Below are 22,427 nucleotides of genomic sequence, written 5' to 3' on the forward strand. Positions count from 1 at the left end.
GTGTTAACAGAACAACAACTTTTCATCTCCACACCAGAAATCGCTCAACCCCATTGGGACGAATGGTTAGAAAGCGCCATTGATCCAGAAATCATTGGACTCAACTTGAGATCGCTTTGGGGAACCACACCCTACGAATACCTGCTCTATAGCCTCAACATCTCCCGTCGCAACGACGGACGCTTACGGGATGGGGACTTAAGGAAATATCGCCACATCGAACATGGAGGTTGGTGGTGTAACGGTGTAGACCCTTTAAACAACTACGAGCAAATGCTATGGGGGTGCTTAAAACCCAACCAGAAGAGACGTGACAAACAAAAAATTCACAAAATAATTAAATACGAACATCCCTACAAAGAAGCAACTAGGGCATTCTTCCTGTACGTCCCATATAAAATTTGGGCGAAAATCTCAGACCGCTGCGGTATAGCCATTACAGAAGAAGATAGACTTGATCCCCGTGGCTTCTGGTATTGGGTTTGGCGGCATAACGTCCCGTTAATCATCTGTGAAGGTGTTAAGAAAGCAGGAGCATTATTAACTGCTAGGTATGCTGCCATAGCGATCCCTGGAGTCAACAATGGCTACCGCACCTCCAAAGATGAATATGGTAACACCCTTGGTAAGCCCTACCTGATTCCTGAAATTCAGCACTTTGCTACACCTGGTAGACAGGTAAATATTTGTTTCGACAATGACAGCAAAGCAGAAACTCGCCAAAACGTAAGAACCGCCATCAACCGCATGGGACGGTTACTCACTGGTGCTGGCTGTGAAGTGAGAGTGATAGATTTACATGATGGGACGCAGGGGGGCAGAGGTGCAGGGGTGCAGGGGCGCAAGAAGTCGGCATTGCCGGAATTTCTGACGCTGAACGGGGGTGCAGGGGTACAGGGGTACAGGGGAGAAGAAGGAGAAGAAGGAGAAGAAGGAGAAGAATTTTTATCTTCAACTCAGCAGATATCTATTACCTCAGCTTCTTATTTAACCCAACAAACCTTGATCCCAACAGTCTCTTCATCAACTCCAGAGCGTCTTCCCTCACCTCAGACCCTCAGCCTGAAAGGAGTAGACGACTTCATTGCTGCTAAGGGTCAAGAGGCATTCCATGCTTTGTACAATACTGCTGAAGTGCTAGAGATGTGGCAGATACGGCTGTCTACCTTGCTAACATACCCTCCAGCGATCGCACTCAACCAAAGATTTTTGGGAGAAATTCTCATCCCCGCCAGTGAAAAACTCATCATCCTCAAAGCCCCCAAAGGCACAGGCAAAACCGAATCGCTCACCCTGGAAGTCGCCAAGGCACACGAAAGAGGGCAGAGGGTACTAGTTATCACCCACCGCATTCAATTAGGTGAAGCCCTGTGCAATCGTTTTGGCGTTAACTACGTCACAGAAATTCACGATTCAGAAACAGGGGACTTACTTGGTTACGGAGTTTGTATTGACTCCTTACATGGCAATAGCCAAGCCAAATTTAATCCCAACGACTGGTCTAATGATATCGTGATCATCGACGAAGCCGACCAGGTATTCTGGCATTTATTAAACTCCGACACTGAAGTAGCTAAACGTCGTGTCTCTGTCCTTGACAACCTTAAACAATTAGTTCAAAACGTCCTCAGCAGTCCCCAAGGAAAAATCTACCTCTCCTCTGCGGATATCAGTGATGTGGATGTCAATTATATTCTCTCCTTAGCTGGAGGAATTCATATTAAGCCCTTTGTGATTGTCAATGACTACCAGCTTGAATCTGGCAACTGCTATAACTACCAAGGTAAAGACCCCAGAAATTTAATTGCGGCACTAGATATGGCTATTGCTCAAGGTGGGCATCATTTGTTGTGCTGTTCTGCCCAGAAAATGACATCCAAATGGGGGACACAGGCTTTAGAAAAACGCTACCAGAGCAAATTCCCGCACTTACGCATTTTACGAATTGATGGTGAAACAGTGAAAGACCCCAATCACCCTGCTTATGGGTGTATTGCTCACCTCAACGAAATTCTCACGGAATATGATTTGGTTATCACTTCTCCTAGCCTAGAAACTGGGGTATCTATTGATATTAAGTCCCATTTTTCAGCAGTTTGGGGGATTTTCCAGGGTGTACAGCCGGTGAATTCGGTGCGGCAGATGCTGGCACGACTGCGAGAAACGGTTGACCGCCATATCTGGGTGCGAGAATGGGGTCTAGGAGTAATTGGTAATGGCTCTACCTCGATGGGGGTACTGTTAGCCAGTCAACACGCGATGACACGGGCGAATATTGCTCTGTTGTCAGCGGCAGATAATACTGATTACAGCTATATAGATGAAAATTTCCAGCCCGAATCTCTCCAAAGTTGGGCGAAACGGGCTTGTGTGATTAATGCTCAAATGAAGTGTTACCGCAATGCTGTGCTACAGGGTTTGGCAAATGATGGCTATACAATTCTTGATGCTTCTGAATCATTATCATTGGCAGCAGGTCATAAACAAGAATTAGTGGCTGATGACTATACAATTCTTGATGCTTCTGAGTTGAATTTGGTGGACAATGAGCAAGTGTTGAACTCAGTTGTAAATAAGCAGGTGTTGAACTCAGTTGCAAATAAGCAAGTGTTGAACTATGTTGCAAATGAGCAGATAGTGAATGAAGTAAAAACTGCTGTTAATGAATTACAAACAATTGAGTGTGAAGAAGTGGCTTCATCTCAGACACTTACCAAAGCGGAATTCGATAAATTACAAGAGAAACGGGCTAAGACTAAGAGTGAACGTCAACAAGAACGTAAAGCTGAATTAGCGCAGCGTTATGGGGTGGATGTGACACCGGAACTGGTGAGGAAGGATGATGCTGGCTGGTATCCACAGTTGCGGCTGCATTATTATTTAAGCCTGGGGCGTGAGTTTTTGGTAGTCCGTGATACTAAGAGAGCTAAAGCGCAGGCTGAGAAGGGTAATAATGCGGTTTGGAAGCCTGATTTTAATCGGGGACAGTTGCTTCCTGCGGTGATGTTGTTGGAGGAATTGAAGATTTCGCAGTTGTTTAATGCTGATGTGGAGTTTCGGAGTTCTGATGTGGAGTTGCAGGAAATGCGATCTTTGGCTGTGGAACATAAGCAGGTGATTAAAAACTACCTGGGGGTTTCGATTTCTGAAAAAGATAGTGCGATCGCTATCTGCCAGAAGTTCCTGAAAAAGTTGGGGATGAAGCTGTCTTATATTGGCAGGTTTGGAGCAAGAGGACACCGGGAACGGGTTTACCAGTTTGTCCCACCCCAGGATGAGCGTGGGATGATTTTCCAAGGGTGGCTACACCGGGATGAAGTAGCGAGTACGTCTACCCAGGAAAATGTGGTGAATGCCAATTCTGTGTCCACCCCTAATAATAAGAGATAAATACATGAGTTATGGACACCAGGACACAATAACCTTGGATACATGAACCCTGGACACATAAAACCTGAACTCATTAACCCTGGACACCAGGACACAAACTCACCAAACGTTTCCCAAATTTTAAATAGGTGAAGACTATCACCTCATTTTGTAGTTCAACTTTGTTTGAAGCTCCACGTATTTCGCTATGTTCCACATGAAGTCTCCTTAGCAAAAATCAGGACTTACGCAAAATCTCTCTCAAACTCCCATTTTTCCGTGACCTCTGCGCCTCGAGGGGGATGCCTGACGGCACGCGGGAGCAAACGAACGTTATTTTTGTACCTTGATGTGAGTCTTAACAATAAACGGGTAATTTTATACTTCTAAAATTTGTAGTAGACAAATAAATACTACAAATGTATTATTGAAATAATCTTGATTACAAATACTACAAAAATTCAATGAGCAGCAGTTTCTCTTCAACAATTAGTAGCGTGGTGCATTGCCGACCCTATCGGGGTTCAGGCAGAGCAATTTCGTTGCGAGAAACAGCTAGAGTCTATGGACTGTTTGCGTTTGAGGGAATGTATTTGTTCATCGGCGATAAATCTATAAGCTTGGGTATTTTTGGCGCGTTAGCCTCTTGGCTGAATCCAGAACAACTAATTCAAAGCGGGGGGTGCAAATGTTTCATAGCACCGAAATAGGGCAAAACGTATCAACAAACAGACCCCCGCTTTTGTTCACCAGAGGCGGGGGTTATTTTTTAGGAGTGAATTAACTAATGGAAGCTCAACCACCTTTTCAGCAAACGTACATACTACAAAATTCAGTTGTGGTGTTCTCTAAAAACTACCTACCACTATCACGCATCAACATTAGGCGTGCAATAGTGCTGTTAGTTACAGGTCAAGCAGAATCATTGAACTTTGGTACTACAAAGCAATGGGAAATTCGTTCTCCCAGTGTTGTACTACAAGTACCTGAACACATCCGCTTGACTGTTGGTAATCCTGAACGGCATTGGAAAGTACCACCTGTAAACCGTCGGGAGGTTTTGAAGCGAGACAACCACACCTGCCAATACTGCGGTAGTACAAAACGTTTAACCCTCGACCATGTAATACCTCGTTCCAAAGGTGGACAGCATACATGGGACAACATTGTAACGGCGTGTGACAAGTGCAATTCAATAAAAAGCGATCGCTTACCCCATGAAGCTGGAATGGTACTTAAAACCAAACCCAAAGCCCCAATTCACCCAGCAGTTGCATTTGCCGAACAGTTTTGGAACGCACAACGCCTAACTGAAAAGGAGTAATTCACTCCCTTAAACCCAGTCAGAGAGGGTAATACAGCGATTTAATAACACCGCCCTCTCATTTCTGAAAAAAATTTGTAGTATGCCCTTGACACATTTGTAGTATATAATGTACTATATTTGTAGTGGAGCAAAAGAGCCTCAGCAAAAGGCAAAGTGCTAACACCTCCGAACCATGAAAACTAAATAATTGCCACCCAACGTGGGGGTGTAACTCAGTTGGTTAAGAGTGCCTGTCTGTCGAACAGGAAGCCGCGAGTTCGAGTCTCGTCATCCCCGTGTAGCCTTGTGGACGAATAGATAAGTCGCTTTGATTCTCAGTCAAAGAGAAGCGGGTGCAACTCCCGTCAAGGCTTGCAAATGTGTCCGAGTAGCCAAGTGGTAAGGGCGTTGGTCTGCAAAACTAATCATCGTGGGTTCAAATCCCACCTCGGACTCCAAACATTGCAGCGTCACCTAACGGTAAGGTACTCGGCTCATAACCGGGAGTATGTGGGTATCTCCTTCGGAGACGCTACGCGAACAACTCCCACCGCTGCGACCAAATGCACAGATGGTGTAACGGAAGCATAAGGGTCTCCAAAACCTTTGGTCATGGTTCAAATCCTTGTCTGTGCGTTGATGGTGCAGAAGCGAAGTGGCCGAGCGGCACGTCTTTCAAGCGTGTAATTAGCGGGTTCAAGTCCCGTCTGCACTACCAAATTTATGGGTCGGCTCGTCTATTGGTGTAGGTAACGGTCTGTAAAACCGCCGCGAAAGAGTGTTGCTGGTTCAATTCCAGCCCGACCCACTATGGAGAGATTGCCATTGGCAGGGCAAGCTGTTTGCTAAACAGTCGTGAAATTCAACATTTCACTGTGGGTTCGACTCCCTCTCTCTCCGCCTTATCCCCTGGTAGCTCAGTTGGTAGTAGCGCCTGTTTGAAGAACAGGAGGTCATCCGTTCAATCCGGATCTGGGGGACTGGCACATTGCCCCATAGCTCAATGGCAGAGCGAGGCGCTGTTAACGCCGGGGTTGTAGGTTCGAGTCCTACTGGGGCAGCCATTTATTGGGAAGTAGGCAAACAGGCAAAGCCGTCGCACTTTGAATGCGAAGTTTGAAGGTTCGATTCCTTCCTTCCCAGCTTATACTCCTGTAGCCCAATGGTCAGGGCGGCTGTCCCAAAAACAGTCTGTGTACGGGTACTGCTCCGCAGAAGCAAGCTACAACTCCCGTCAGGAGTACCAAAATCGGGATGTAATTCAGTGGTCTAGAAGCCTTGTTTTGGGGACAAGGAGTCGTAGGTTCAAATCCTACCATCCCGACCATTTGCTGTTCCAAACCCCTGTGACGTAATTGGAAACCGTCGCTCGTTTAGACCGAGTGTTTTGCAGGTTCGACTCCTGTCAGGGGTACTGATGCTCCCGTGGCGAAATTGGTAAACGCTTCCGTTTGAGGGACGGAATTTTTACTCTTTCAAATCCTGTCGGGAGTACCAACTTGGGCGTTTGGCAGAACGGTTATGCACCTGACTTTTAATCAGGTTGAAACAGGTTCAACTCCTGTAGCGCCCACCAAATTTTGCCCCTGTGGCGCAATTGGCAGACGTATCCCGCTTAAACCGGGTTTGTTGCAGGTTCGACTCCTGTCAGGGGTATCGCGGAGATTGAGCTATGGTGCGCTCTGAGGTCTCATAAGCCTTCACATACCGGGTTCAAATCCCGGCTCCGCTACCAAATGCTGGTGTAGCTCAATGCGGCAGAGCGATCGCCTTGTAAGCGATCGGTTGCAGGTTCAACTCCTGTCACCAGCCCCAGATACGAGTTCAAATCTCGTCGTCCGCTCTTTTAGCCCTGTAGCTCAATGGTGGAGCAACTGTCCTACAAACAGAGGGTTACAGGTACTGCTTCGCAGAAGCAAGCTACAAATCCTGTCAGGGCTACCAATTTATGGGAGTGTCGCCTAATGGATAAGGCATCGCTCTTCTAAAGCGACCGATGTAGGTTCAAGTCCTACCACTCCTGCTGTATGGGGTCATAGCTCAACTGGCTAGAGCATCCGCCTTGCAAGCGGAAGGTTAGGGGTTCAAATCCCCTTGATTCCACTGTGGTGTCTGTTGGCGTAGCCGCTCCATAGGAGCTAGCCAAAGCGGTCGCGGCGCTGGTTTGTGGAACCAGTCATAACGGGTACTCTACTCTTCGAGAACGCCTAACGGCGAACGAGAAGCCGCTCCGCGTCTACAAGTCCCGTCAGATACCCTGAATGGAAGATGCCGCTAAATGGTCGGCAACCGGTCTTGAAAACCGGGGTACAGGCAACTGTAGGGGTTCGATTCCTCCATCTTCCGCCTTCCACCTGAAGCCGAAAAGTGAGGCGCTGTGCTGATAACACAGATACAGGAGGGGCAGTACCTCCCTGGTGGATTTATTTAGGTTCAGTACCCAACTTTTTTTCAACCCGCTCTAACTTAGTATTAGTCCAACCAGTCCTTTCCCAAATCTCCGATAAATAACTATTTATCTCAGGAGACATCCTCATGGGAATAAATTGATTAGCTATCACAAAAAAAGCTAAAGTAAAAAAAGTAGTACCAAACATCAGCACATAACTTTGAGCCTGATAATCAGAGGGAAAAACCTCCTTCACTATCGTTTTGGTTCTGAGAGGAGACTTCTCTAACTTCTGAATAGCCGTAGTCAACTTGTTCGTATGATTGACCAATTCCGTCCACCTTCCCTTCAAATCTGATATCTCGCTCTTTAGCCCTTTCAACTCTAAACTTTCCAACGTCGGTGAGGACTTGGGCGTATTCTGAAACTGCGACAGCAAGAGAGTTAATTCTTGCCTCAAATTGGCATTGCTCCGCTCGTACTCGTGCCAAGAGACTCCCTGATTTTTCAATTCCTGAGTCAACAACTCGATAGTCGCCATAGCTTGACTCAGGAGTTGATTCTGGATTAAATTCGTTTGCGCCCATGCTTGCAACTCCGCCCTATCTTTTTCTCTTTCAGTCTTTTGTGATAACTTAAAACTTTCAAATTCCTTATATAATCTACCCAACGCCGTCTTCACTTCACCCAGTTCACTTGTTGCCAAAGACAGGGAACTGGAGGGAGTAGAGATATCGTTATTGCTATTGTTGATATCGCTATTGGTGCTATTGGTATTGCCCCTAGTGCGTTTATTATTGTTATTATTATTCATCGGCTTTTTTTCTCCCCCGACGAGCTTTAGTTTCAGTTGCTTCTGATTTATTTGCAGTCTTCGCACTCCCATTCCTACCCGAAGATACAGCTTGATTGACCTCTGCTGATGATTGATTCACCGCAGATTTATTTGTTTCTAATTGCTGTAACCCCAGATAAACAGCAGCCTTATCCATTTCCGGTTTAGCCTGGTCTAAAAACCCACTCACCAGCAGATAATCACCAAACGGAAACCCATTTTCCTCAGTAGCAGCAGAGAAAGGAAAACCCTTCTCAATCAACATATCAAAAGTTGAATACTCAAGCTCAGGCAACTCAATTTCTACACCTTGCAACTCCGATATAGCAACTCTAGTCTTACTATTATCCCACCGCTGAAAACCCAAACCCTTATCCCAGCAGAGATTCTTCACCACCACATAATCAGCTTGATTACCACAGAACTCAACCATAGCCTTCAAGCTAGTAATCACCGAATAACCCAGATTCAGCACCGTCACCAGAGACACCCGATAACCCAAATCACCAGCAATCTTAAACAGCCCAAACTTACTAATAATCTCCCTAGTCTTATTACTAGAAGCCCCCGGCATATCCACAACAATAACATCAGGAGAAGCAGCCTTAATTTCCGTAAAAAACCGCTTTGCCTCAGCCACCTCAATAAAATTTAGTAGCCTAACACCAGAGCCAAAATCTTGATAATACTCAAACAACTCAGGATTTTCAGTATCAGCATCATAACCGAGATAGCTGATACCTTGGGAGTGCAGAACATCAAGAAGCAAGCGAGTGAACGCAGTTTTACCCGTCCCTCCCTTGCCCCCTAAAATCATCACAATCCGTTTCATACATTACTCCTAGACGCTACTCCTATCAGTGACATTGAACTGAGAATGAGTTTTTGCAGCCCCTTTCTTTGACGTTGTTTTTGGAGATGTTGTAGAAGTTGATATTTGAGATTTTTCAGATTGTTCAACAGCATCAGGTAGTGAAGTATCTGCCTCTACAGCAGGAACACCATTACCAGTTACAGTTGAATTAGAAACAGTTGCACTTGAGTCAGAGTTAGAATCAGCCGACGATTCAGAACCTTGGTTGTCAGTAGCAGTAGTAGTTGTTGTTATAGCTTTTTTGTGGAAACTCTTAATGCCACTTGCAGCTAATTCTACACCATGTCCCTTAAAAACGTCAGAGACATCCTCATAGGAGTAGCCAGCATCCAACATATCCTGGATAGGTTTAGCCAAACTTTTAACCAACTCCTCCACAGTAATAGTTTTGGGAGTAGTAGCCTTCTGTTTGAGACTAGCTTGAATATCGTCTAGTTTAGATAAAGGAACAGCCTTGGGTTTGCGGGACATAATTAGTAGTGATAAGTAGCGATAATTTTCTTTATTTTAGAAGAATTACTCGCCATTTCATCAACCAAATTTATCAATTAAATTCCTCAACAAAGCAGCAAATGACCCCTTACTCTATAACCTATAAGTTTTTGCTGTGCAGATATTGGTAGATGCTTAATCAACAAAATTCATCAACCAAACTCATCAATTAAAGCAATTGCATCTAACCAAAACTAAAACCTATAAGTTTGATTATGCCAAAACATTAAATTTGATAGTACAAAAAACCCCTAGATGCAAATGCGAGAATTCACGAGGGGATTGTAGGTCAGTCTCATCAACCAAAACAGCAGGTGTAACCCTACCTCATAACCCATAGATTTGACTGTACCAGAACCCATAAATTTGATTGTACCAGAACCTATAAATTTGATAGTGCAGATGTTTGTAGATGCAAATGCGAGAATTCACGAGGGGGTTACAGGTCAGTATCATCAACTAAAGCAGCAAGGGTAACCAACCCTAGAACTTATTAGTTTGATTATGCCAGAACCCATAAGTTTGATTGTACCAGAACCTATAAGTTTGATAGTGCAGATGCTTGTAGATCCAAGGTGGATAATTAAACAAGAGTTGATGAATTTGTGAGGTAAACTAGAGTAGATAGTGTCAAGAAAATATGAGAAAAACAATTAAATAGTGCTGTAGCCCCAGTGGTGAAAGCATTACACACTTTGGTTTTCCCCTACGTGCTGTTCATGCCACAGATACCCGTACTTGTACCCCCTCACCCGCCGCCGTAAAGAGGCAAGCAATACGCCTTAACGCGCTACGCGCTGCTTTTGCTACCGCAAAAGAGGCGTGAATTGCTTGTTGGGGGTGTCCCCCAAGCCCCCATTGTCGTACAATCAATAAGTTGTTTATGACACAACCAGACCCCCGTACAGCATTAAGTAATCAACTAGCAGATGTACTAAGTAATCATTCAGTACAGCCGGAAGTAAAGCGAGAGATAACTGTTACATTTAGAGTCAGCAATGACGAGAAAGCTAGACTAGAACAACGGTGCATTGGGGTAGTGCAAAGCGATTATATTAGAGCTAGATTATTCGATTATTCCCTACCACGTTCTAAGTCAATTATCCCAGAAGTTAACAGACAATGTATCTACGAACTCAAAAAAATTGGCAACAACATTAATCAACAGACTAAAGCTATAAACGAAGCAGTCAAAGTTGGTTATCAACCACTAAATAAGGAAACTAAAGAGTACCTCCAAACCCTGAAAGAACTAGCAAAACTATTAGAACAAACTCACCGAGAACTCACCCAAACAATAGAGTAGAGGCAGCGAAATGATTACCAAAGTCAAAGCTAATAAATCATTTCGGGGTACAACCAAATACGTACTAGAGAAAGAAAAAGCCACAATCATTGGTGGGAATATGTACGGCTCAACCACCAACGAACTGGTAGAACAGTTCACCTTATCAGCCCATCTTAACCCCCAACTCAAAGACCCCTGTTACCATCTAATGTTGTCAGTACCCAAAACTGATAGAACCCTCAATGACGATGAATTAGCTAGCATCTCCCAGCGTCACCTTGCCAACGTCATTGTATTATCCAGATTAAAAGGTGAAGAATCCCAAGTTAAACAACCTGATAAAAGGATAGCCGATACCAAATTAAACCAACTAGTTGATGAATTTATCGAAACAGAACTGCCAGCTTATGACTTCTTCATAGCCCGACATTCAGATAAAAAAAACGACCACACCCACATCGTTGCATCTAGAGTCAATAACCTAGATGGTAAATCCATCCGCACCTGGAATAACTACGCTTACTCAGAACATTCATCTCGACTGCTAGAGCGAGAATTTCACCTTACTCCAGTCCAAAGCAGTTGGGAAAGTAAACGCAAAGCCATGACCCGTAATCAACTAGAACGGGTAGAGCGAGATGGACTCCCTGGTGAAGAAATAATGCGACGGGCTATAGATGCAATAGCAGCAAATAAACCCACAATGCCACAATTAATTGAGAGATTATGGTCAGAGCATCAAGTTAAAGCTATCGTCAGTTATTACAATCATGGTGGTGTCAGGGGTATCAAGTTTGGTATTGATATAGGTGCAGTGAATGAAGATGGTACACAACTGCTCTGGAAACAGGGAGGAAATCTCAATAAATATAAGTGTTCATTTAATAAATTACAGATAGAATTGGGGGTAAGCTATGACCCTAAACGAGACGATAGCGAAATTAAACGCCTAAATGAGATGTTGGAAACTGTTAATATAGTTAAAGCTAATCAGCAGGTATTAGACGGTAATTTATCTAAACAATCTACAGATAATTCCCAAATAATCGCTACTAAACCAGAAGATCAACCTGAAACTAAACTAGAAATTAATTCAGAAATTAAACCAACAATAACCCAGTCGCAATTGCCAGAAGTTAAAGTAGAAGCTAATGCAGAAACTAAACCGCTACTAACCCAGTCGCAATCGGTAGAGCTTTACAAAAAATATAGTGCAGAACTGCAACAGGAATTGTTGACAGACCGAGATAAGGAAATTGCTGTCAGGGCGTTGAAAGATGATAAGTCAGTCCTGGAAGTTGCAGGCATCCTGAAAGTCAGCCCAGTCGGATGGACTGAAGATGAGGCTAGGGAACTGGTATTCATTGCTCAAGATAAATTGGAGTCGGAACAGCCTCAAATAGAACTTAAGTCTGTAGAAAAGCAGGATTTAATCAATGAATTATTACAGATAGCAGTGCCTGTAGGTGTGGAGTTAATCCATCGTCTACTCAGAGGAAATGGTGAGAATAGCCTGCGATTTAAACGTGCCATCCTAGCTAAAGAGGGTCAGGAATTGGTGTTTACCCATGATGAAAGGGGTGAGGTTTTTCGTGTAGCTGTCAGTCGCAATCAAGAAGGTAATCTAGAATATTCCCCAGTGAATATAGGTGAAGTGCGACTTGAGGATATTCACAGTTGGAGTGAAGTAAAGCGGGTGTTGCAACAACAGATGAAGGAGGAAAGAACGCAAAGTAAGGGATTTTCTCTTTAGTGGGACTTAAACATTTTTGAGGAAGAAATAAGCTTTAAACCCTTGCGGGGTAAGGAAAATACGCCAAATGCCCAAAAACCTCTGAAACCTAAATATTATACCAACAAACCAATCAAAACGATGTCAAAGTCCCTTGGGATATACGTTAGAGGTTATTTTAACGGTGTTTTTGCCTAAGTGACGTGAAGCCGAGATACGAGTAAGTGCGATTCGTTCTGGAGAAACCCAAATGTTGGGGGGATTCCAGGCTTTAGTAGAGTAACCCTAATTGGGCTGAGTCCGCACTTTAATCCTCTACTAATGACAACTTGATATCCATGTAAGTGAGGTTCTCAAAGAACCAATTCTTACTGCCCTGGTGCGGGGTTAAAAGCACATAAACTACCAATAATGGTAGCCCCTACGGAGAAGACTGACTATCAAATCTGTAAAGCGGGGATGAAAGCGGTTAATGGTGGTAATTGCTGAAAGCACCAACTGCAAGCAAGAGTTTATGGGGAGAGTAAACGAAGTGTCGTTGAGCCATCGTCAGATCTCACCAAGGGATATAAGCTTGTGTTTCGGACACACCTTGGGTTGGAAATAACCGACAAGAGGTTTGGACTGTTAGGATCTTGCAACCGAAGCAGCGTACCTCCTAGACCCCCGGTGGATAGACACCCTCTAAAGACTCAAAACAATGGATATCAGGAACGAAATAACCCAAATTATAGTTCCTATAGTGGTCGATATGTAGGTAAGCAGTCAAGCTAAAAGCTTTATTTGGGAGGGATGGGTTAAAAAGCAAAAGCCTAGACCGAAATAACGGTCAAAGCCTGAAAAGGGATGGAGTAATATCCGGGATAAGCAGACGTAACCCGCAATGTGTCTGTATATAGGGGTGTAAATAGCAATGAATAAGCCTAAATCAGATTCAACATTGAATACTGAGGGATGGAAGACTATCAACTGGCGACAAGTCGAACGATATGTTTTTAAATTGCAAAAACGCATCTATGCCGCTTCACGTTGTGGTGATATTCAACGAGTTCGCAAACTCCAGAAAACCCTAATGAGGTCTTGGTCGAATAGGGCATTAGCAGTAAGAAGGGTAACACAAGACAACCAAGGAAAAAAGACCGCAGGAGTGGATGGGATTAAATTACTATCCCCAGCAGCACGCCTTGACTTGGTAAAGGGTCTATTCATTAACGGTAAATCCAAACCTACACGGAGGATATGGATACCAAAACCAGGGAAAACCGAACTTAGACCGCTCTCGATACCCACTATTTTTGACCGTGCCTTACAAGCAGTAGTGAAAGCTACCCTTGAACCAGAATGGGAGGCTCGTTTTGAGCCATCAAGCTACGGTTTTCGACCCGGTAGGTCATGCCATGATGCTATCAAACACATCAAAAACTGCATAGTATCAAAATCTAAATTTGTTTTAGATGCAGATATCTCGCAATGTTTTGACCGAATAGATCAGGAAGCATTACTTCTGAAATTAAACATGAACGGTTCAGTCAGGCGACAAATCAAAGCCTGGTTAAAATCGGGAGTGATAGATTCAGGAAAATTTGCAGCTACTACGGCTGGAACACCACAAGGCGGTGTAATTTCGCCATTATTGGCATCCATCGCTTTACATGGATTAGAAAGCCTGATAAACCAAGAATTTCCTGTCAATTCAGCCGGGAAAATTAGAGGGGCTAAAAGCAAATTTGGCTGCGAAATATCTCGCGTAACTTGTATTAGGTACGCGGACGATTTTGTGGTTTTAAATGAATCCTTAGCGGTCATTAAGAGGTGTGAGGAATTAATCAAAGATTGGCTCAAAGGTATTGGCTTAGAATTGAAACCAGAAAAGACGCGAATAGCACATACGCTATATCCACACTTAAGTGAAGATGGTCAACCAGGATTTGATTTTCTGGGACATCATATTCAACAGATAAAAGTGGGGAAATACCGAGACAATAAAAATAGTCAAGGTAAAAAGCTTGGTTTCATCACCCTCATTACCCCCTCTAAGAAGGCAATTGAGGCTCATAAACAGAATATGAAAAGCATCATCACAAAAAACAGGTCACGTTCTCAAGCAGAGCTAATTAAAGACCTCAATCCTGTTATCAGGGGATGGACTTCATATTATAGAGTCTCAGATGCTGGAACTACTGGGGACTTCTCCCGGTTAGATAGAATCACCTATCTTCGTTTGAGAAGATGGGCTAAAAGACAAACTGGAAGCATTAATTTAGGTCATCAAAAATACTGGCACACCATAGGCGATAACCATTGGGTATTCACTACTAGGTCAGAAAGTAATCCTTTACGGTTACTAACACATATCGAATTTCACTCTAGTGTAAACGATTATGTTAAAGTTCGCGGTGATAAAAGTCCTTTTGATGGTGACTTAATTTACTGGAGTTTAAGACTAAGCAAACACCCTGAGATGCCTACTACTAAAGCGAAGCTTCTCAAACAACAGGGTAAATGTGCTTGGTGTAATTTGCATTTTCAAGAAGGCGATTTATTGGAAATTGACCATATTAAACCCATTTCTTGTGGAGGTAAAAAGGAATGGCAAAATCTCCAATTATTACATCGTCATTGCCACGATGATAAAACTGCCAATGATGGCAGCTTGAAGTCCCATATTGACAAAATGGAAACACATTGAGTAGCCGTGTGCCGGGAAACTGGCAAGCACGGTTTCGGACGGGAGGGGTGGAACAGTAATGTTCCCCTCGACCCTCTCAAACCTGCAAGATAGACTGGAACCCCCTACTATATCTACGTTATAGCTTTTTTGTTGTCTCAATAGAATTTGTGCATGAATGCACTGGCATTTTGACCCCCTAATTGCTTTTCACCTACCCAAGAGAATTATAAAAACTGTTTGGTAGAATACTCGTATTTTCGTCTCTAACCCAGTTTTTACAAGAGTTTCAGCCAATTAGTTTTCAAAGCCGCTCATCATCCCATCTGTAAAAACTGTAAACAAAGTTAATAAATACTTCGGTTTTTGTAGCGATACATACCCCAGAAAAGCAATCTCCTGTCAATTTTACTTGAAAATTGCTGTACCCTATATAGGGTAAGAGTTTCAAGACCATCTTGCAGGTTTTTACTTCTATCTCGGCTCAATACCTAAGTCCCACTAAGAAAAATTGAATTTTGAAATGAAATTTTAATACCACAACAAAAAAGTTGTGCTATATTAAAAACACAACAAAAAAGTTGTGGTGTGAGATGATACCAGCGTTTAACCCTGACAAAAATCTGCCTCCAGGAGTGTATTGGGCTAAGTGGCAAGAATTTGTGGAACGATTTGGAACAAACCCACACCGACAGCGACTTCTTAGGGGACTGAACTCCGCCATAGATTCACTGTCAAAGGCAGGTTGCCTAGTCGTTTATATTGACGGCAGTTTTGTAACCGAAAAGGAGAATCCTAATGACTACAATGGCTGCTGGGATATTACGGGTGTTGACCCGTACCTTCTAGACCCCATTCTGCTTAATTTCGACAATGGTCAAGCTGCCCAAAAAATTAAGTACTTAGGAGAGCTATTCCCAGCAAAAACGTTAGAAAGTATTACCGGAAAAACATTTTTAGAGTTTTTCCAGGTTGATAAAAACAATGGCAACCAGAAAGGCATCGTTGCCATAGATTTGGGGAGGGCATATCTATGATAAAGAATGAGCGGCAGTACCGCATAACAAAAGCCCAAATAGATAAGTTTGTACGTGCTTTACAGCATCTAGCTGAACACTCAGACCCTAGTCAACAGGTACATCCAATGCTACAAAAAGCTCAGGCGGATGCCTTACGGAGTCAGTTTACTGAGTTGCGTAGGCAGATAGAGGAATATGAGGCATTAAAGTCAGGTCAGCGGGCAGTGCTTGAGATTGAATCATTAGAGGAACTACCACTTGCCCTGATCAAAGCACGCATTGCTGCTGGACTCAGCCAAAAAGATTTGGCTGAACAACTTGGACTTAAAGAGCAGCAGATACAACGCTATGAAGATACAGAATATACCTCTGCAAGCTTTGCGCGATTAGTAGAGGTAAGCCAAGTTCTTGGTATTAAGGTACGAGAGGATGTCTTGTTGCCTAGTTCTCAGGTTTCACTAAACAAAGTGTTTAGTCGCTTAAAGCAAGTTGGAATCGACCGCAACCTTGTACTTGGAAGACTTCTTCCTCAATCAGCTATGGCGAATATACAAATAGATAGGTTAACAGAAGAAGAAGAAAGTAGCTTAGTTTTCCGTATAGCTACACTTTTACAGCGAGTTTTCAAGTTGACACCTACAGAAATCTTTAGCTCCAGCCCATTACAGTTGAATACAGCAGCAGTAGGAACAGCTCGATTTAAAGTAACTGCGCGGACAGATGAACGCCGCCTTAGTGCATACACGGTATATGCACATTTTCTAGCTCTTCTCTTACTGGAAGCCACATCAGACCTGCCAAAGAAGCGAATTCCCACAGATGCTAATGAAGTTCGTTCAGCAATTATTTCAGCTTACGGCTCCCTGACATTTAAAAATACATTGCACTATGTTTGGAGTCTGGGAGTACCTGTGCTACCCCTGAAAGATTCAAGCGCTTTTCATGGTGCTTTCTGGCGTATCGGAGGACGTAATGTTATTGTTCTCAAACAGCAAACATCATCAACAGCACGTTGGCTTTTCGATCTTCTTCACGAACTCTTTCATGCCGCACGTGAGCCAGATTTAGACGAGCGCACTGTAGTTGAAGGCGAAGAGACGGCTATTGAGCGACGGGAATCTCAAGAAGAACTGGAAGTAAATCTAGAGGCTGGGAATGTTGTACTTGGTGGCCGCGCTGAAGAACTTGCCCAAATGTGTGTAGAAGCTGCTAAAGGAAGTGTTGAGCGATTGAAGAAAGTTGTTCCTCAAATCGCTAACCGAGAGAACGTTTCTGTTGATTCACTTGCCAATTATATGGCATTTCGCTTGTCACGTCAGGGCATCAACTGGTGGGGAACAGCAACTAATCTCCAAGTAATTGATCAGAATCCTTGGCAGATTGCACGTGACTATCTTATTGAACAAATTAAATTCGGACGACTCAACGAAGTTGATCAAAATCTTCTACTGCAAGCATTATCTGATATAGAAAACTGAGATTTATGACACAAAGCCAAACAATAAAGCTCAAGCCACTAGAGATTAAGTGCAGCAGCACAGACTGTGAAAACGGATTGCATTGTTTCAAACAGAGCGGAAAAAAAAAGGTGGCTGACCCATTTGGTCAATGCCATTCATGCGGTGCAGACCTAGTTGATTGGAGTCGAGTTCAAAAACGTGATTTGAGTGATGTCAATTATACTTTTTCGGCTCTCAAGCATGAACTTATCCGACACTATTTTTGGCACATTGAGATTGACCAAAAGGCAATTAATCATGCCCGCCGCAAAGGTAAAAGTGGAATGCGTGATGCGGCTGAGAAGCGGATTTGCCAATCAGTAGGGTCAGCACAGCATCCCCTTGAGGGTCGCCAAACGCCAAAGGAAAATTCAGGAAATGCTATTTACTATGCTCAACACGCTACAGCCTGCTGCTGTCGTAAGTGCATTGAATATTGGCACAACATTCCTATTGGTCGGGAGTTAACTAAGCAAGAAGTTGGATATTTCACAGACTTAGTAATGCTTTACATCGAAGAGCGGTTGCCGATTCTCACAGAAAACGGGGAGAAAGTACCACGGCTAAAACCTCTACGCTGCGAAAAAAGTTCATCTACAGAAGATGAGGGCGAGTAAGAGTATCAATGGTAATTAACACAGAAGCTTTGTCAGATCGTTATTGAGCCGCGTCAGTTGATTTAAATGGCAACCGTCTCTTCATTATCAATTTCCTGAACACAGAGCAAGAGAAGGATTTGAGTGAAGCTCCGAACTGTGGTGGTATCGGGCGCATCTGATAATTCTGGTGCATCTAATATTTGAATATTGACCAAGTTTGATGAGTTATGAAATTTAAAACTTATGTCAACAGATTTGAAGGCAGAACAAAAACTTAAACCATACAAGCTTAAATGCACCAGTTCAGATTGTAAGAACGAGTTACACTGTTTTAAGCAAAATCGAAAAATGAAAGCGGCTAACCAATTAGGTCAATGTCGTGATTGTGGGGCAGACTTGGTTGATTGGGAGCGAGTTCACAAACGCGACCTTAGTGATGCCAAATATACTTTTGAAGCTCTCAAAAGGGAACTTTTTCGACACCATATGTGGCACGCGGAAATTAGGCAAAAAGCAGTTAATCATGCCCGCAAAATAGGGAAGAAGAAAATGCCGCCCACTGTTGAAAAGCGGATTCGCAAATCAGTGGGTTCAGCAAAGCCTTCTTATGATGGTCGCCAGACTCCAAGAGAAAATTCAGATAAAGCCAATGCCATTCACTATGCTCAACATGCTACAGCCTGCTGCTGTCGTAAGTGCATTGAATATTGGCACAATATTCCTCTTGGTCAGGAGTTAACTGAGCAGGAAGTTGGATATTTTACAGACTTAGTAATGCTCTACATTGAAGAGCGGTTACCATACCTCACAGAAGACGGAGAAAAAATACCACCAGTAAGAAAGAACACTCCTAAGAAGTCGTCTACAGAAGATGAGCGGGGTAAGAGTACCAATGGCAATTAACACAGAAGCTTTGTCAGATCGCTATCGAGCCGCATCAGTTGATTTAAATGGCAAGCGTCTCCTCATCACCAATTTCCTGAACACGGAGCAGGAGAAGGATTTGAGTGAACCTCCTAACTGCGGTGGTGTCGGACGTATCCGACATTTCCGGCGCACTATTGGAAGCCCTAGCTGGCCGCCAAACCCTTTACCCATTGACCCAGCTTGCAAGGTGCTTGGTTTGCCATCAACGGATATAATTCGGGCGCAGGTTTTCCAAAACGCAGCCTGCAACTGGCGCTGTTGGTATTGCTATGTTCCCTTTGACTTGCTTTCCGCTAACCCCGATTACTCTGACTGGTTAAGTCCTGTCACCTTGATTGAGCGCTATCTTGACCAACCTGACCCGCCGCCCATGATAGACCTTACAGGTGGTCAGCCGGATCTCATTCCCGAATGGGTGCCTTGGATGATGGCTGAACTCAAAAATCGTGGGCTGGAACACCAAGTCTACCTTTGGTCTGACGACAATCTCAGTAACGACTACTTCTGGCAATTTCTCTCTAACGCAGACATTGAACTCATCGCTACATACCCCAATTATGGTCGCGTTTGCTGTTTCAAGGGTTTCAACGCTGAATCATTTGCGTTTAACACTCGTGCCGAACCTGCTCTGTTTGACCAGCAATTTGAGTTGATGAGACGGCTTTTGACGCTAGGCATCGACTTATATGCCTATGCCACATTCACTTCCCCATCGGCAGTTGGTATAGCAGAAGATATGCGTCGCTTTATTGACCGTCTCCAAATGCTTGATGAGAACCTGCCACTGCGGACAGTGCCGCTCCAGATTCAGGAGTTTACCCCAGTCAAGCAACGTTTAAAACAGGACACCTATGAAGCGTTGCAGTATCAGCAAATTGCAATTGAAGCTTGGCTGCAAGAGTTAGAGAGCAGGTATTCCAGTGAAGAAAGAGCTTGCAATATCACCGATATACCACTTCATGGAGGCAGATAGGCATGACAATCACTAAAACTGAAGCACAGATTTTTGAAGATTATGTTGACGGTTGGGTACTGGAGGCGATCGCCCGTGGAGTAAACACATTTGACCAAATGCTAGCATTACTGCCGGGAGTATATCCGTCTGTTGCCCTTAACTCTCTCCAACGCCTTGCCTGCACCCAGAGGATCTCTGCTAAGGTTATGGCAGATTTCGCTCCTCCAGCTAGACGGAGCCAGAAGAAGCCAAATTACTCACACCACCAAATTGCGTTGCCTGTTCCCCATCCCCTGGATTATGATTGGCGGTTTAGTGATGCGGCAGTCCAGCAATTGTTGAGTAAATGTGCGGAACTGACACGCCCTGGTGAAACTATTGCGTTACTTGGAACTCCAAGTTTACTGCGGATGGGGATTGAACAGTCCTACCCACGGCAACTGATATTGCTTGAGGCAAGTCGTACTATAACGGATAGCTTTGCTCAAGTAGCACCAAAAACCCAGATACTTTGGTGTGATTTGATTAAAGATCCGCTACCGAATCTTTTAGCAGCGGCTGTTGTCCTTGACCCGCCGTGGTATCCAGAGTATATTCAAGCTTTTCTCTGGGCAGCCTGTCAACTCTGCCAAATCGGTGGATACATTTTTATTAGTATGCCTCCCGTTGGCACTCGCCCCGGTATTGAGCGAGAATGGGCAAATGCTTTGGATTGGGCAGAACAGATTGGTCTTACCTTCGTTAATTTGGAGCCAGCAGCTCTGTCCTATGTGACATCACCCTTTGAACTGAATGTTCTCCAGGCAGAAGGACTGCACACAGTTTCTAGTGAATGGCGACGGGGTAATCTAGCAGTATTCTTGCATAGCCATCAGACAGAAATCCCGCGCCCAACAGTTCTGCCACAAGAAGATGAATGGATTGAGCAAGTGCTACTTGGAGTGAGAGTGCGTGTCCGGCAGCCAATTTTATCAGGCTTTGCTGACCCATCACTGATATCTATTGTCCCAGGAGATGTGCTTCAATCAGTGAGTCGGAGAGATTCGCGCCGCCAGTTTGCTGATGTGTGGACTTCTGGAAACCGGATCTTTGCTTGTCAGGGGCGGGGAGTGTTATTGCATATTTTGCAGGCTTTGGCAGTAGGGCGATCGCCTGATGAAGCGGTAGCTTTTGCTTTAGAGCGATCATTAAACTTAGTTGAAACTAAGCTTGTATCTCACGCCGCCAATCAGATGATAAATATTGTTAGCACAGAACAAAAGGAGAATTTATTTTTTGGAGAACAGCGGAACAATACAAAATCCTCTAAAGCCGCTGGTTGATCAACTAAGATCAGCGGTACAGGGCGATTCTTTTTGGGAAAATTATTTAGAGCAGTTGAAATCGCCCGACTCAGCACCCTTTAAGCTCCACTTAGCCATTTTGGTAGAACCATATCTCCAGTTTATTTTAGATGGTAAGAAAACAGTGGAGTCGAGGTTTTCTACCCGGAAATTTGCTCCATACAATCGAGTAGATAAAGGTGATGTTGTGTTGTTGAAGCAATCTAGTGGGCCAATTGTAGGATTATGTCAGGTTAATTATGTTTGGTTTTATCAGTTAGACCCTGAATCATGGCGAACTATTAGAGAAGATTTTTCAGTAGTTCTATGCGCTCAAGACCCCGATTTTTGGAAAGCTCGTGAAGCGGCATCATTTGCCACTTTAATGCGAATTCAACACGTTAAGTCTATAGAAGCAATCAAATTTGCTAAACGAGATCGCCGAGGTTGGGTAGTCCTGCACGAAAATTCTGGTCAACTACAACTTGATTTAGGAATTTTATGAAACCAATTGTTCTCGGTTTTGCTGGTAGTATCGCCAGCGGCAAATCAACACTTTCAATCGAGGTAGCTTCATCCCTTAGATGGGAACGTGTTAGTTTTGGGGACTATGTTCGGACTGTAGCACAGCATCAAGGGCTAGGGGAATCACGAGAAGTGTTGCAGTGCGTTGGTGCATCTCTAATTAACCAGGGGATGGAACATTTCTGTAGCTCAGTCCTGGCACAAGCTAACTGGAAATCGGGACAGCCATTGGTTGTGGATGGCATCCGTCATGTTGAAGTTGCCTCCATGCTGCGTCGGCTTGTTGCTCCCTCAGAGTTACTCCTTGTTTTTGTAGCGGTAAACGAGTCAATACGCGAAGCTAGGTTGATTGAAAAAGGGTTAACTAAGGGGGAAGAATTAAAACATATAGGAACGCATTCGACAGAGGTACAAGTGCAAACAGTGTTACTAGGAATGGCTGATTTAATTGTGGACAATACCCGAACAATAAAAGAGCTTGTTAAAGAAATTTTAATGTGGGTCAACCAACAAGATAATTAAGGATTTTTACAGTAATCAAAAAATATATAGAAATGAATCATACGCTTGAATCTTCAGTCAAACATCTTCATGACTATTTTTGATGATTACATATTACTCTATCTAC

The 22,427-nt window shown here is 43.8% G+C and carries 17 protein-coding genes and 22 tRNA genes; 36 read left to right on the plus strand and 3 right to left on the minus strand.

Annotated elements, in window-relative coordinates; translation table 11 throughout:
- The 25 genes from AC012T_RS28805 (at position 1) to AC012T_RS28925 (ending at position 7,021) form a co-directional block, all read left to right on the plus strand.
- Positions 1-3,390 (plus strand): plasmid replication protein, CyRepA1 family, encoded by a 3,390-nt coding sequence (locus AC012T_RS28805; protein ID WP_487067805.1) that lies wholly within the window; start codon positions 1-3, stop codon positions 3,388-3,390.
- 443 nt (positions 3,391-3,833) lie between these two features.
- On the plus strand, positions 3,834-4,079 hold the full coding sequence (locus tag AC012T_RS28810) for a hypothetical protein (protein ID WP_487067807.1): 246 nt from the start codon (positions 3,834-3,836) through the stop codon (positions 4,077-4,079).
- 77 nt (positions 4,080-4,156) lie between these two features.
- Positions 4,157-4,693 carry an HNH endonuclease gene (locus AC012T_RS28815; protein ID WP_487067809.1) on the plus strand — a complete coding sequence of 179 codons (537 nt, stop codon included), beginning with the start codon at positions 4,157-4,159 and terminating at the stop codon, positions 4,691-4,693.
- Between the two features lie 204 nt (positions 4,694-4,897).
- Positions 4,898-4,972 (plus strand) — tRNA-Asp (locus AC012T_RS28820).
- 85 nt (positions 4,973-5,057) lie between these two features.
- Positions 5,058-5,133 (plus strand) — tRNA-Cys (locus tag AC012T_RS28825).
- Positions 5,134-5,138: 5 nt separating this feature from the next.
- Positions 5,139-5,237 (plus strand) — tRNA-Ile (locus tag AC012T_RS28830).
- A 3-nt stretch (positions 5,238-5,240) separates the two neighbouring features.
- Positions 5,241-5,311 (plus strand) — tRNA-Trp (locus AC012T_RS28835).
- 5 nt (positions 5,312-5,316) lie between these two features.
- A tRNA-Glu gene (locus tag AC012T_RS28840) sits at positions 5,317-5,393 on the plus strand.
- Positions 5,394-5,400: 7 nt separating this feature from the next.
- A tRNA-Tyr gene (locus AC012T_RS28845) sits at positions 5,401-5,483 on the plus strand.
- A gap of 4 nt (positions 5,484-5,487) precedes the next feature.
- Positions 5,488-5,575, plus strand: a tRNA-Ser gene (locus AC012T_RS28850).
- Between the two features lie 6 nt (positions 5,576-5,581).
- Positions 5,582-5,655, plus strand: a tRNA-Phe gene (locus tag AC012T_RS28855).
- Between the two features lie 9 nt (positions 5,656-5,664).
- Positions 5,665-5,739: transfer RNA gene (locus AC012T_RS28860), tRNA-Asn, on the plus strand.
- A gap of 5 nt (positions 5,740-5,744) precedes the next feature.
- Positions 5,745-5,818: transfer RNA gene (locus AC012T_RS28865), tRNA-Gln, on the plus strand.
- Positions 5,819-5,823: 5 nt separating this feature from the next.
- Positions 5,824-5,921 (plus strand) — tRNA-Leu (locus tag AC012T_RS28870).
- Between the two features lie 4 nt (positions 5,922-5,925).
- Positions 5,926-6,002, plus strand: a tRNA-Pro gene (locus AC012T_RS28875).
- Between the two features lie 13 nt (positions 6,003-6,015).
- Positions 6,016-6,089, plus strand: a tRNA-Leu gene (locus AC012T_RS28880).
- 5 nt (positions 6,090-6,094) lie between these two features.
- Positions 6,095-6,172, plus strand: a tRNA-Leu gene (locus AC012T_RS28885).
- 4 nt (positions 6,173-6,176) lie between these two features.
- Positions 6,177-6,251 (plus strand) — tRNA-Lys (locus AC012T_RS28890).
- Between the two features lie 6 nt (positions 6,252-6,257).
- Positions 6,258-6,331: transfer RNA gene (locus AC012T_RS28895), tRNA-Leu, on the plus strand.
- A gap of 1 nt (position 6,332) precedes the next feature.
- Positions 6,333-6,410, plus strand: a tRNA-Met gene (locus tag AC012T_RS28900).
- Between the two features lie 3 nt (positions 6,411-6,413).
- Positions 6,414-6,490 (plus strand) — tRNA-Thr (locus tag AC012T_RS28905).
- 33 nt (positions 6,491-6,523) lie between these two features.
- A tRNA-Val gene (locus tag AC012T_RS28910) sits at positions 6,524-6,619 on the plus strand.
- 6 nt (positions 6,620-6,625) lie between these two features.
- Positions 6,626-6,698 (plus strand) — tRNA-Arg (locus AC012T_RS28915).
- A 6-nt stretch (positions 6,699-6,704) separates the two neighbouring features.
- Positions 6,705-6,778, plus strand: a tRNA-Ala gene (locus tag AC012T_RS28920).
- 160 nt (positions 6,779-6,938) lie between these two features.
- Positions 6,939-7,021, plus strand: a tRNA-Ser gene (locus AC012T_RS28925).
- 77 nt (positions 7,022-7,098) lie between these two features.
- On the opposite strand, the gene AC012T_RS28930 is transcribed toward AC012T_RS28925, so the two are convergent.
- From AC012T_RS28930 to AC012T_RS28940, 3 genes are read right to left on the minus strand one after another with little or no spacing between them, the layout of a single operon-like run.
- On the minus strand, positions 7,099-7,878 hold the full coding sequence (locus AC012T_RS28930) for a hypothetical protein (RefSeq protein WP_487067811.1): 780 nt from the start codon (positions 7,876-7,878) through the stop codon (positions 7,099-7,101).
- Positions 7,871-8,731, minus strand: coding sequence for a nucleotide-binding protein (locus AC012T_RS28935; protein ID WP_487067813.1), 861 nt, complete (start codon positions 8,729-8,731; stop codon positions 7,871-7,873). Before AC012T_RS28935 ends, AC012T_RS28930 begins: the two co-directional genes overlap by 8 nt.
- A gap of 9 nt (positions 8,732-8,740) precedes the next feature.
- Complete coding sequence (locus tag AC012T_RS28940; RefSeq protein ID WP_487067815.1) at positions 8,741-9,244, minus strand: hypothetical protein; 504 nt, start codon at positions 9,242-9,244, stop codon at positions 8,741-8,743.
- Positions 9,245-10,148: 904 nt separating this feature from the next.
- On the opposite strand from AC012T_RS28940, the gene AC012T_RS28945 reads away from it, so the two are divergent.
- The 11 genes from AC012T_RS28945 to AC012T_RS28995 all read left to right on the plus strand — a co-directional run bounded on the left by AC012T_RS28945 (position 10,149) and on the right by AC012T_RS28995 (position 22,321).
- Positions 10,149-10,571, plus strand: a complete 423-nt coding sequence (locus tag AC012T_RS28945; protein ID WP_487067817.1) for a plasmid mobilization protein — start codon at positions 10,149-10,151, stop codon at positions 10,569-10,571.
- A 10-nt stretch (positions 10,572-10,581) separates the two neighbouring features.
- Positions 10,582-12,306: a relaxase/mobilization nuclease domain-containing protein gene (locus tag AC012T_RS28950; protein WP_487067819.1), complete on the plus strand. Its 1,725-nt coding sequence runs from the start codon at positions 10,582-10,584 to the stop codon at positions 12,304-12,306.
- Positions 12,307-13,198: 892 nt separating this feature from the next.
- The gene (gene ltrA / locus AC012T_RS28955; RefSeq protein ID WP_487067821.1) at positions 13,199-14,974 is read left to right on the plus strand and encodes a group II intron reverse transcriptase/maturase; all 1,776 of its coding nucleotides are present in this window, start codon (positions 13,199-13,201) and stop codon (positions 14,972-14,974) included.
- Positions 14,975-15,546: 572 nt separating this feature from the next.
- Entirely contained in the window at positions 15,547-15,990 is a 444-nt protein-coding gene (locus AC012T_RS28960) for a DUF6932 family protein (protein ID WP_487067823.1), read from the plus strand.
- On the plus strand, positions 15,987-17,450 hold the full coding sequence (locus AC012T_RS28965; RefSeq protein ID WP_487067825.1) for a helix-turn-helix domain-containing protein: 1,464 nt from the start codon (positions 15,987-15,989) through the stop codon (positions 17,448-17,450). Before AC012T_RS28960 ends, AC012T_RS28965 begins: the two co-directional genes overlap by 4 nt.
- Before the next feature lie 110 nt (positions 17,451-17,560).
- Complete coding sequence (locus AC012T_RS28970; protein WP_487067827.1) at positions 17,561-18,088, plus strand: DUF4186 family protein; 528 nt, start codon at positions 17,561-17,563, stop codon at positions 18,086-18,088.
- Between the two features lie 330 nt (positions 18,089-18,418).
- Positions 18,419-18,973, plus strand: a complete 555-nt coding sequence (locus AC012T_RS28975) for a DUF4186 family protein (protein WP_487067829.1) — start codon at positions 18,419-18,421, stop codon at positions 18,971-18,973.
- On the plus strand, positions 18,963-19,970 hold the full coding sequence (locus AC012T_RS28980) for a hypothetical protein (RefSeq protein WP_487067831.1): 1,008 nt from the start codon (positions 18,963-18,965) through the stop codon (positions 19,968-19,970). Before AC012T_RS28975 ends, AC012T_RS28980 begins: the two co-directional genes overlap by 11 nt.
- A gap of 2 nt (positions 19,971-19,972) precedes the next feature.
- A complete protein-coding gene (locus AC012T_RS28985; protein WP_487067769.1) occupies positions 19,973-21,274 on the plus strand; it encodes a hypothetical protein in 1,302 nt (433 codons plus the stop codon).
- Between the two features lie 100 nt (positions 21,275-21,374).
- Positions 21,375-21,779, plus strand: a complete 405-nt coding sequence (locus tag AC012T_RS28990; RefSeq protein ID WP_487067771.1) for an ASCH domain-containing protein — start codon at positions 21,375-21,377, stop codon at positions 21,777-21,779.
- A complete protein-coding gene (locus AC012T_RS28995; protein ID WP_487067773.1) occupies positions 21,776-22,321 on the plus strand; it encodes an AAA family ATPase in 546 nt (181 codons plus the stop codon). Before AC012T_RS28990 ends, AC012T_RS28995 begins: the two co-directional genes overlap by 4 nt.
- Positions 22,322-22,427: the final 106 nt, after the last annotated feature.

It is taken from the genome of Anabaena sp. EIM26 (assembly GCF_057568715.1).

What these genes read in the sequence shown, in the direction of transcription:
- AC012T_RS28810 (WP_487067807.1), top strand. Translation starts at nt 3,834, where the DNA reads ATGAGCAGCAGTTTCTCTTCAACAATTAGTAGCGTGGTGCATTGCCGA.
- AC012T_RS28815 (WP_487067809.1), top strand. Translation starts at nt 4,157, where the DNA reads ATGGAAGCTCAACCACCTTTTCAGCAAACGTACATACTACAAAATTCA.
- AC012T_RS28930 (WP_487067811.1), bottom strand. Translation starts at nt 7,878, where the DNA reads ATGAATAATAATAACAATAATAAACGCACTAGGGGCAATACCAATAGC.
- AC012T_RS28935 (WP_487067813.1), bottom strand. Translation starts at nt 8,731, where the DNA reads ATGAAACGGATTGTGATGATTTTAGGGGGCAAGGGAGGGACGGGTAAA.
- AC012T_RS28940 (WP_487067815.1), bottom strand. Translation starts at nt 9,244, where the DNA reads ATGTCCCGCAAACCCAAGGCTGTTCCTTTATCTAAACTAGACGATATT.
- AC012T_RS28945 (WP_487067817.1), top strand. Translation starts at nt 10,149, where the DNA reads ATGACACAACCAGACCCCCGTACAGCATTAAGTAATCAACTAGCAGAT.
- AC012T_RS28950 (WP_487067819.1), top strand. Translation starts at nt 10,582, where the DNA reads ATGATTACCAAAGTCAAAGCTAATAAATCATTTCGGGGTACAACCAAA.
- ltrA (WP_487067821.1), top strand. Translation starts at nt 13,199, where the DNA reads ATGAATAAGCCTAAATCAGATTCAACATTGAATACTGAGGGATGGAAG.
- AC012T_RS28960 (WP_487067823.1), top strand. Translation starts at nt 15,547, where the DNA reads ATGATACCAGCGTTTAACCCTGACAAAAATCTGCCTCCAGGAGTGTAT.
- AC012T_RS28965 (WP_487067825.1), top strand. Translation starts at nt 15,987, where the DNA reads ATGATAAAGAATGAGCGGCAGTACCGCATAACAAAAGCCCAAATAGAT.
- AC012T_RS28975 (WP_487067829.1), top strand. Translation starts at nt 18,419, where the DNA reads ATGAAAGCGGCTAACCAATTAGGTCAATGTCGTGATTGTGGGGCAGAC.
- AC012T_RS28980 (WP_487067831.1), top strand. Translation starts at nt 18,963, where the DNA reads ATGGCAATTAACACAGAAGCTTTGTCAGATCGCTATCGAGCCGCATCA.
- AC012T_RS28985 (WP_487067769.1), top strand. Translation starts at nt 19,973, where the DNA reads ATGACAATCACTAAAACTGAAGCACAGATTTTTGAAGATTATGTTGAC.
- AC012T_RS28995 (WP_487067773.1), top strand. Translation starts at nt 21,776, where the DNA reads ATGAAACCAATTGTTCTCGGTTTTGCTGGTAGTATCGCCAGCGGCAAA.